Genomic DNA, 8,757 nt, shown 5'->3' with positions numbered 1-8,757 from the left:
GGGCATGGACCCGGATCGGCCAGCGTAGCGGGCGCGCTCCACCGGACCCACGTCCGCCCCAACGTCCTCGTCCATCCTCCACCTCCTTGCAGTCCTCTACCTGCAATGCGGTGTCTCAAAGAACTGTAGGCCGGGAGACTGTTCGCCACCGCGCTGCATGCGATTCATCTGACCATCGGCATCGCGCTGGTAAGCGGCTTGTCCTGGCTCTTGCTCAAACGCCGCATCACACTTCCAGGGCACGCAATCACCATCGAGGTCTCCGGCCTGTATTGGCATCTGGTCGACATCGTCTGGGTGCTTCTCTATCCGATCCTGTATCTGGCGCGGTGATGCCATGGCCGAGTTGCGCCCGCTGATCCTGGTCTGGTCTGGCCTCCTCGTGCTGCTGGCACTGACTGTGGCCGGCAGCTTCGTGCTGATCGGCCCATTGGGCTTCATGTTCAGCATTGCGGTCGCCCTGGCCAAGGCGGGCTTGATCTTCTGGTTCTACATGCACCAGAACAAAGCTGGCGGCATAGTGCGGCTGGCGGCAGTGGACGCCGCTGTCTGGCTTCTGATCCTGATCTTGCTTGTCTCGACCGACTACGTCACACGCTCCATGTTCTGACCTGCATCGGCCCAACTGGTACGCCTGCCAGCGCCCGCCTCCCCGAGCAAGATCTCGTTCGCGGTGCGAGAACCCGGCTGGGCCATTCCGCAGGTCAGACCATCACATCGCCGCCATTGGGCGAGAGCGTTTGGCCGACATAGAAGGAGCCTTCAGGCGAGGCCAACAGAAGAGCGGTGGGTGCAATCTCGTCGACGTTGCCAAATCGTCCGATCGGCAGTTGTGCCTGCTTCATGGCACGCCACTCCTCCGACAAGCCTCGAAGCAGTTCGGTCTCCACCGGTCCCGGAGCGATGGCATTCACGGTGACGCCATGCGGTGCTCCCTCGTACGCCAGTGCGCGCGTGAATCCAACGATGCCGGCCTTGGCAGCGCAATAGTGAACGAGGCCAGGTGCGCCTTTGTAGGCCAGCTGCGAGGCAATGTTGATCACACGTCCCCATCCACGCCGGACCATCTCTGGAAAAAGAGCGTGGGTGACCAGGAACGTGCCGCGCAGATGCACGCCGATCATCCGGTCCCACTCAGCCAGGGTCAGATCGGCAAAAGCCTTGTCACCCCCGATGCCCGCGCAGTTGACCAGGATGTCGACATGCCCGAGTTGCGCCCTTGCCCAGTCGGTCATGGCGGCTACGGCCTGTTCCGAGGCGACGTCGCATTCAATTGCCGCCACCGCCAACCCTCGCGCCCGCAAACGCTCTCCGAGCTCGGCAGCACCCGCCGCGTCACCGAGGTGGCACAACGCGACTTTCGCACCATGTGCGGCGAACAGCTCCACGATGGCTCCACCGATGCCCCGGCTGCCGCCAGTGACGAGTGCCGTACGCCCCTCGAGTGAGAATCCACCCATCACCGACTCTGTCCTTTTGCCAACATTCACGGGTCTCGGTCACAGGGATAGGCTCATAGGTGTCCGGAATCGATGCTGAATTGCTGGCGGGTCAGGAAGCTGTACCGCCGCGGCGCTGAACCTTGTTCTCGGGGCTCGGCGGGATGCGATGCGCAACGTCACCTCGCTGTTTCCGCCGATCGGGCTCACCAACCGAATTCGGTGGCAGCAGGGCAGCATCTCGCTGCCGGATGAGTTGCTGTTCGAAGATCAGGCAATAGGCCCTGTTGCAATCTCAGCAGGAAGCGCAGGCGACGGATCATGAGCTACCGGAGGCTCATGGGCCCGGTCGTCCTCTTCTTCTGGATCATCCTCCTTGAGGTCCCCATCCTCCGCGCCAAAGACGCGTAGCTCGTCCAAGAGCCAGAGCGGCATGGCCGCCGTCTGGATCAGCAGCACCCACCTGCCGCGCCGATCGAACCCGGCCAGGTCCGAGTGCTTGAACAGCTTGACGAGCAGGCCGCGCATCACCACTGGCTCGTTCAGGCCGACGGCCTGTGTCTTCATGCGGGCATGATCAGTGCAGCATGGTTAATGGCTGGTAAGGGCGTCATCCGAAAGCTCCGGTCCGGGCGCTCCTGGTACCGAGCGGGCCAACTGTCTTGTAGCCCTTCCTCTGCACCAGTGCTTGCTGATCGTGAAAGCGTCGCGTCGGCCCCAAGCCCACGCTTCCCGCTCATGGCTCGGCCAGTTCCGTTGTCGCCCACTTGCCCTCGACAACTCGCAGTCCTGATGGCACGGCCTTTGCGTGACAAAAGCCAAGGTCACTCGGGCGACCGAACCATCTCGTCAGCACCGCTGTTGGTGTCTGCTTCTGGAACCAGACAACGTGATCAAGCCGACGGAAGGAGCCTCGCTTCCGCGCTCTCAGATGCCTTCGGCCGGTGCGCTGCTGCTGCTCATGGCGCTGACGGCCCTGGGGCAGATGGCGACAAATTTGGTTGTGCCATCACTGGGCGTGATCGCCGCTGACGTCTCGCTGCCGGCTGGCTCAGCCGGACTGATCCTCTCGGCGGTACTGGTCGGGATCGGGCTTGGGCAGCTGGTCGTAGGGCCGCTGTCGGACCGCGAGGGGCGGCGACCGGTGCTGCTGGCGGGATTGGCGATTTATGTCGTGGGTAGCATCGCTGCGACCCTCGCACCCAGCGGCATCCTGCTGCTGCTGGCTCGACTGATGCAGGGGCTGGGCGCCAGCGCCGGTCTGGCGCTGCCGCGTGCCATCGCCCGCGACCGCTATGCCGGCGATACGTTCGTGCGCGTCATGTCGATGCTGACCTTGGCCATGGCTGTCATGCCGGCCCTGGCACCGGTGTTGGGCGGCGTCATCTCCGGCCAGTTCGGCTGGCGGGCCTCCTTAGCGCTGAGCGCCTTGTCAGGTCTCCTGGTCACGGTGGTCGTGCTGCTGGCCCTGCCGGAGAGCCATCATGGCCGCAGTCGCGAGGGTGGTTTCGCGTCGGTGCTCGCCAACTATCGCCACGTGCTGCGCGTGCGCGTCTTCCTCGGCTATTCCCTGGTCTCGGGCGCAGCCATTGCCGGTGGCTATGCCGCGTTCGCCGCAGCAGAAAGCCTGTATGGCGGCGGCTTTGGCTGGGCACCCACCTCCGTCGGGCTGGCCACGGCTAGCTATGCCATGGCGTTCCTGACAGGTGGGCTGCTGGCACCACGACTGCGGGTCGGCCCGCAGCGGCGCATCCATACGGGCATCGGATTGCTGGTACTGAGCGCGCTCTTGTTCCTGGGGCTGACCGCTGCCGGCTTTGTCTCGGCTTGGCTGGCCATGGCGATGATCATCCTGTCGCAGATCGGCGTGGGGTTCATGTTGCCGACGGCGGTGGCGCTGGGACTGATGGCGGTGGAGGGTGCTGCGGGCACCTCCAGCGCCGTCATGGGCGCGCTGCACATGATAGCGGGAGCGGCTGGTGCGGCGGTGGTCGGTGCCATCGACGCCCCCGCGGTCTGGGCGGTGCCATTGATCTTGCTGGGTTGTGCCTTGCTGGCCGCCGGCTTCGCCATCCTGACGCGGCCGACCTGATCGAGCATGCGACACCGGTGCCAGGCTCACGGCCCAGCCCATGACGCTAAGGATAGCATGAGGCTGATCTGACCGCATCTGTGTAGCTGATGGAGCTTGCCTCCGCCGCCACGTCTTCCAGTGCATGAGAGGTCGCGCAGGGTCTGTCGGTTGACAATGTTCCTGTGCCGCGCAAAGAGGCGGAATGGCCCGACATGCTCCCCTGTTCACCCCCGTCCTCCTAGCTGGTAGCCTCGTGGTGCTGGTGGGCTTTGCCATCCGCGCCTCGTTCGGCGTCTTCCAGCTCCCGATCGCCATGGAGTTCAACTGGCCCCGCGCCGAGTTCTCCCTTGCCATCGCCATCCAGAACCTAGCCTGGGGCTTCGGCCAGCCGCTGTTCGGCGCGCTGGCCGAGAAGATCGGCGACCGCAAGGCGATCATCCTGGGTGCTCTGGCCTATGCGCTGGGTCTGGTGCTGTCGGCGGGTGCGACCATGCCGATCCAGCACCAGCTCTACGAGGTGCTGGTGGGGCTGGGCATCGCAGGGACGGGGTTCGGCGTGGTGCTGGCTGTCGTGGGCCGGGCCTCGTCAGCCGAGAACCGCTCCATGTCGCTGGCCATCGTGACCGCCGCCGGGTCGGCCGGGCAGGTGTTGGGGCCACCCCTGGCAGAGGGCCTCCTGGCGCTCATGCCATGGCAGGGCGTGTTCCTGGCGTTTGCGGCCCTGATCCTGGCGGTGCTGCTCGTGCTGCCCTGGATGCGCACGCCCGGTCCTGCCTCCAGGGTGGAGCTTCAGGAGAGCATGGGAGCAGTGGTGCTGGGGGCGCTGCGGGATCCGAGCTTTGCGCTGATCTTCATGGGGTTCTTCTCCTGCGGCTATCAGCTGGCCTTTATCACTGCCCACTTCCCCGCCTTCGTGGCCGAAACTTGTGGGCCGATCATGCTGGGCAGCGTGCTGCATGCGATGGGGATCACGACGACTGGTGCCCTGGGGGCAGTCGCGATCTCGATCATTGGGCTTGGCAACATCGCCGGCACGCTGGTGGCAGGCTGGGCCGGCAAGCGCTTCACCAAGAAGTACCTGCTGGCCGGGATCTATACGGGCCGCACCCTGGTCTCCGCCTGGTTCATCCTGACGCCGATGACGCCTACCACGGTGCTGGTGTTCTCCGCCGTGATGGGAAGCCTGTGGCTCGCCACCGTGCCGCTTACCTCTGGCCTCGTCGCGCATCTCTATGGGCTGCGCTACATGGGCACGCTCTACGGCATCGTGTTCCTCAGCCACCAGCTGGGGAGCTTCATGGGCGTCTGGCTGGGCGGGCGACTCTACGACGCCTACGGCAGCTATGACGCCGTGTGGTGGATCGGGGTGGGCATCGGCGCCTTCAGTGCGCTCATCCACCTGCCGATCCGGGAGACAGCACGGCCCATGGCGGTGGCCCCGGCCTAGCGTGTTCGACCACATAGTGCTCATGCTCTTCCTGAGAGCATGAGCACTATGTGCCAAGGTCACCGGCAGGTGTAGCCACCATCGATCGGAAGTGAGGCGCCTGTGATCATGGCCGCACCATCGCTGAGCAGGAAAACGATAGGGGCAGCAATCTCATCCACCGTTGCCCAGCGCCCCAGGGGCATCTGCTCCATGAAGGGCTGCGCAACTTCCGGGCGTCCCCAATAGCCGGCCGCCATGTCGGTCATCACGACCGTCGGATTCACGCTGTTGACGCGGATCCCGTACTTTCCGAGCTCCAGCGCCGACACGCGCGTGATGTTGTCCAGTGCTGCCTTCGATGAGCCGTAGGAGATATGGCCCGTCAGCGCCACCAGTGCCGCCTGGCTTGATACATTGACGATGGCACCACCCTTGCCCAGGCGGACCATCGACTGCGAAGCATATTTGGTGACCAGCAGGGCACCTCGCGCATTGATGCTGATCACCTTGTCGAAGATGGCGATATCAGTGTCCATGGGCGTGGCGATTTCACCGCCGAATCCGCCGCAGTTCACGACACCCCACAGGTCCAGACCTTCCAGCGCTGTACGCACCGACTCCTCGGAGGAAAGATCGAAGGGCAGCGTCCGGCAGCCCGTCTCCTTTGCCAGTGCCGCAAGGGCGTCCTCTGCACGACCGCTCGCGATGACGTCGGCGTTGCCTGCACGGAGATGGCGGACCGTAGCGCCGCCGATGCCACCGCTGGCACCCGTGACGAGGATCGTGCGGCCGCCGAAGTCAGTCATCTCATTCTACTCCTGTTACTATGACAAATATTTGAAGGCTGACTGCCACCGGCAATCAAGTCATCTGCCGCATCGACCCTACCGATGTTGTCGCAAGAAGTGGACTCGCGCCAGCCGCGAGCCACACGCCTGATCAGATCTCGTTGGTGAAGATGGTCGTCCGCCCGCACCCGGGAACACTCAGGCTTCTTCTCTCCCGCTGGTGGAAATGGCTGTCACAGACATCATCGGAGTGTCGAGATGAGCACAGCGTATGTAGCCAAGCACGTGCGCCCGTCATGACGGTCAAGCGCTCCGCCGTTCGGCTGACTCACAGAAATCGGCATCTTGCCCGCAAACCGCTGAACTGTGGCGGCTTCGGAGTTGGCAAACAATCTGGAGTAGAAATTCTGCTTCATGATCAAGAAAATCGGAGGAAGTTGCATCGCTAACGACCAGATCATCTGGATCGTCACTCGGTTGGTCCGAAGGTCGATCCGACTCCTGCGTTGGATGATGCCAATAAGCTTAGCCTTGGCGAAGTCATGCGGACTTCCTTGCCAAGTCGGAGGCTGGCCAGAATGACCGCCCCAACCGTCCTGCCTGAAGGTCCTCTTCTTTGTAGAGAGTCGGTCAGAGTCTCAGGAGCTACGGCCAGAGCACATCACTTTTCGTTACTGCCCGGTCCACGTCGCGCAGCGCACCATGTCCAACATGGCGACCGACTTCGACCAGCAGATATGCAAGGTCGCCATCCTGATCAGCGATGGCACCAATGATGTCACCGCCACGATGGAGCGGCTGGAAGAAGCCGCCAAGCGGATCGGCGCCACCACATCGTTGAGCGCCGGCGAAACCGCCGAAGCTTACCACCAACATCCTTGCCCCGTCCGTCATGGAGGTGAGCAAGTGCGAGCGGCTCATCGACAAGCTGGTGACCGCCAGCAATGTCTCGAAAACCCCGGCCGCCGGATTGGCGGACGGCGGCAGCAAAGCCGGCAAGACGCTCGCGATGGCGATCGCCCGCCTGAAGGACTTCACCGACGAGGCACTGGCCGCGCTCGGGAACCCCCGGCCGCCTTAAGGAAGAAGGAAACAAGAAGCAGTTCGGGTGAGTTGGCTGGTCGACGTCTAGCTTGTGTCGGCTGGCCGTCATGAGCACCTCGAAACCCGATCTGAGCCCATAGCCTAGCCAGCCCGTGGCGGCCCGTGCACCAGTCTCTTCATGAGCAGTCGGCGTACTCTCTGGCTCGTCACGGATGACGACGAACCGTTCAAGGGTGACCGCCTTTACATCGGTGAGGCGGCCGAGCATCTGACGCTGGCGGCCCACAGCTTCGGCGACCTCGTCCGTGATCCCGGTCGCCAGTATCGCAACCGCACCACCGATCTCTTGTTCAAGTCGATGGCCACGCACGCTGGCCACCGCATGATCGACGTGGCCTTTAGGAGGCGGCCTGGATGATGGATCGCTTGGCTTGGCGGCCATCCATGAGGCAGGTGGGGCCACGATAGTGATCACGCCCATAACCCCACTGGCCGAGGGCGGCATTCCCAGGCATGCCATCACCTATGACGGCCCGATCGACCTGAACGGACCGCTCAACGCATTGCTGATCTTTGCACGGCATTGAGCGGGTGAACCGATGCATCGACATGGACGCGTCAGCCAAAGAAAGGCCCTGCCGACTTGGCCGTCACCGCCGTCATTGGCTCCTAGACTGATCAGGTACAGAAAATGAGGCACCATTCTAGTCATGCTTATTCCTAAGATCTCATGGATGGGCCTGACGTGACTGGACCACCCAGCAGGAAGCAGCCACGAAACAGACCACATTCTGGCTGCTGCTGTACGATATCGTACATGTAACTTCTGGCGGCCGTGCCATATATAGCTCATCGCCTGCCGCAACCTTCCGGCGCGGGCGGCTGAGAGAGGTACGTGAGCTCCCGCCGATATAGTGCGCAGGAGCCGTTCGTGGCCTCGTCCATTCCATTCACCCCTTCAATCCGCAACCGCCTGCTGGCGGCCCTGCCGCCGGGCAGCTTGGCGAAGCTGTGGCCACAGCTGACACCGGTGGATCTCGAACTGCGCCAGGTCCTGCATCGCCCAGAAGAGCCGATCGCCACGGTCTACTTTCCCGAACGCGGCTGGTGCTCCATGCTGGCACCGCTGGAGGACGGTGACAGCGGTGAGGTCGGACTGGTCGGCTGGGAGGGCGTGACCGCCCTGCCGGTCATCCTCGGCGAGGCGTTCGACGACCTGGAAGTCATGGTTCAGTGTCCGGGCACCGCGCTGAGCATGGGGGCGGACAGTCTGCGTGCGGCGATGGAGGGTGACCCGGTCCTGCGTACGCTGCTGCTGCGCTATGTCATGCTGCATCACGGGCAGGTGGCGCGCACGGCCGCCTGCAACGGACGCCACCATACCGATCAGCGCCTGGCCCGTTGGCTGCTGATGAGCCACGACCGTGCCGAAGGCGACGAGTTTCCCATGACCCATGAGTTCTTGAGCATGATGCTGGGTGTTCGCCGTGCTGGGATCACCATCGCTGCAGGTGCACTGCAGAAGGCCGGTATGATCAGCTATAGGGGAGGCCGGATGCGGATCACCGACCGGCCCGGCCTGGAGAGCAGTGCCTGCGAGTGCTACGGCATCAGCCGGCGCGCGTCCGAGCGTCTGTTCGGGTTGAATGCAGGGACGCGCGGCGAATACTGGCGCTGAGGCCAGGTGGTACTCGAAGTATCCTGCTCAACGATGCCAGGGCGGCTTCGACCAAGGCATGTGAGGCGCCTGGCGCCATCTCAACTCGTCTGAAGGACGAGGAGGTCCTGTGGCTCGCTCACGACCTTGAGGCTGGCAAGATCAAGCAGCGTGAAGCGCCCGGTCGTCAACCAGCCGCCCGTGTCGATATGGTAGACGTTGCCCAAGACTGCCGGTTGCCGCACCGGTGTGTGACCTACCACCACCGCGCGCACACCGGCCACGCCTTCAAGGTTACCCTCCTCGAGCCGGGCACGTGACCACAT

12 protein-coding genes and 1 pseudogene are annotated in these 8,757 nt (G+C 63.7%); 8 read left to right on the top strand and 5 right to left on the bottom strand.

All coding sequences use genetic code 11. The features are described from left to right. The first annotated feature begins 138 nt into the window (after positions 1-138). Entirely contained in the window at positions 139-333 is a 195-nt protein-coding gene (locus VHL31_RS04110) for a cytochrome c oxidase subunit 3 (protein WP_329659939.1), read from the top strand. 4 nt (positions 334-337) lie between these two features. Next, positions 338-610, top strand: a complete 273-nt coding sequence (locus tag VHL31_RS04105) for a hypothetical protein (protein ID WP_329659938.1) — start codon at positions 338-340, stop codon at positions 608-610. A 94-nt stretch (positions 611-704) separates the two neighbouring features. On the opposite strand, the gene VHL31_RS04100 is transcribed toward VHL31_RS04105, so the two are convergent. Together VHL31_RS04100 and VHL31_RS04095 are read right to left on the bottom strand one after the other, a co-directional pair. Further along, complete coding sequence (locus VHL31_RS04100) at positions 705-1,460, bottom strand: 3-oxoacyl-ACP reductase family protein (RefSeq protein ID WP_329659937.1); 756 nt, start codon at positions 1,458-1,460, stop codon at positions 705-707. 249 nt (positions 1,461-1,709) lie between these two features. Further along, positions 1,710-2,006, bottom strand: a complete 297-nt coding sequence (locus VHL31_RS04095; protein ID WP_329659936.1) for a hypothetical protein — start codon at positions 2,004-2,006, stop codon at positions 1,710-1,712. A 322-nt stretch (positions 2,007-2,328) separates the two neighbouring features. Between VHL31_RS04095 and VHL31_RS04090 the strand changes: the two genes are divergently transcribed. Further along, positions 2,329-3,531, top strand: coding sequence for a Bcr/CflA family efflux MFS transporter (locus VHL31_RS04090; RefSeq protein WP_329659935.1), 1,203 nt, complete (start codon positions 2,329-2,331; stop codon positions 3,529-3,531). 184 nt (positions 3,532-3,715) lie between these two features. Then, entirely contained in the window at positions 3,716-4,960 is a 1,245-nt protein-coding gene (locus VHL31_RS04085) for an MFS transporter (RefSeq protein WP_329659934.1), read from the top strand. Between the two features lie 59 nt (positions 4,961-5,019). On the opposite strand, the gene VHL31_RS04080 is transcribed toward VHL31_RS04085, so the two are convergent. Then, on the bottom strand, positions 5,020-5,748 hold the full coding sequence (locus VHL31_RS04080) for an SDR family oxidoreductase (RefSeq protein ID WP_329659933.1): 729 nt from the start codon (positions 5,746-5,748) through the stop codon (positions 5,020-5,022). 627 nt (positions 5,749-6,375) lie between these two features. Then, positions 6,376-6,600: a hypothetical protein gene (locus VHL31_RS04075; RefSeq protein WP_329659932.1), complete on the bottom strand. Its 225-nt coding sequence runs from the start codon at positions 6,598-6,600 to the stop codon at positions 6,376-6,378. Positions 6,601-6,622: 22 nt separating this feature from the next. Between VHL31_RS04075 and VHL31_RS04070 the strand changes: the two genes are divergently transcribed. The 4 genes from VHL31_RS04070 (at position 6,623) to VHL31_RS04055 (ending at position 8,452) form a co-directional block, all read left to right on the top strand. Next, positions 6,623-6,811: a hypothetical protein gene (locus VHL31_RS04070; protein WP_329659931.1), complete on the top strand. Its 189-nt coding sequence runs from the start codon at positions 6,623-6,625 to the stop codon at positions 6,809-6,811. 141 nt (positions 6,812-6,952) lie between these two features. Further along, a complete protein-coding gene (locus VHL31_RS04065; protein WP_329659930.1) occupies positions 6,953-7,192 on the top strand; it encodes a hypothetical protein in 240 nt (79 codons plus the stop codon). Positions 7,193-7,205: 13 nt separating this feature from the next. Further along, the gene (locus VHL31_RS04060; RefSeq protein ID WP_329659929.1) at positions 7,206-7,361 is read left to right on the top strand and encodes a hypothetical protein; all 156 of its coding nucleotides are present in this window, start codon (positions 7,206-7,208) and stop codon (positions 7,359-7,361) included. Positions 7,362-7,705: 344 nt separating this feature from the next. Continuing rightward, a complete protein-coding gene (locus VHL31_RS04055) occupies positions 7,706-8,452 on the top strand; it encodes a Crp/Fnr family transcriptional regulator (RefSeq protein ID WP_329659928.1) in 747 nt (248 codons plus the stop codon). 80 nt (positions 8,453-8,532) lie between these two features. On the opposite strand, the pseudogene VHL31_RS04050 reads toward VHL31_RS04055, so the two are convergent. Continuing rightward, positions 8,533-8,757 (bottom strand): annotated as a pseudogene (locus tag VHL31_RS04050) (serine/threonine protein phosphatase); the annotation flags it as partial.

It is taken from the genome of Geminicoccus sp., assembly GCF_036263595.1.
Classification (GTDB): Bacteria; Pseudomonadota; Alphaproteobacteria; order Geminicoccales; family Geminicoccaceae; genus Geminicoccus.
The sequence above is the reverse complement of the archived record's forward strand: the minus strand, read 5'-3'. Positions and strand labels throughout refer to the sequence as shown.

Excerpts from the sequence above, each read along its gene's own strand:
- VHL31_RS04100 (WP_329659937.1), bottom strand. The coding sequence starts at position 1,460 with ATGGGTGGATTCTCACTCGAGGGGCGTACGGCACTCGTCACTGGCGGC.
- VHL31_RS04095 (WP_329659936.1), bottom strand. The coding sequence starts at position 2,006 with ATGAAGACACAGGCCGTCGGCCTGAACGAGCCAGTGGTGATGCGCGGC.
- VHL31_RS04070 (WP_329659931.1), top strand. The coding sequence starts at position 6,623 with ATGGAGGTGAGCAAGTGCGAGCGGCTCATCGACAAGCTGGTGACCGCC.
- VHL31_RS04080 (WP_329659933.1), bottom strand. The coding sequence starts at position 5,748 with ATGACTGACTTCGGCGGCCGCACGATCCTCGTCACGGGTGCCAGCGGT.
- VHL31_RS04065 (WP_329659930.1), top strand. The coding sequence starts at position 6,953 with ATGAGCAGTCGGCGTACTCTCTGGCTCGTCACGGATGACGACGAACCG.
- VHL31_RS04085 (WP_329659934.1), top strand. The coding sequence starts at position 3,716 with ATGGCCCGACATGCTCCCCTGTTCACCCCCGTCCTCCTAGCTGGTAGC.
- VHL31_RS04105 (WP_329659938.1), top strand. The coding sequence starts at position 338 with ATGGCCGAGTTGCGCCCGCTGATCCTGGTCTGGTCTGGCCTCCTCGTG.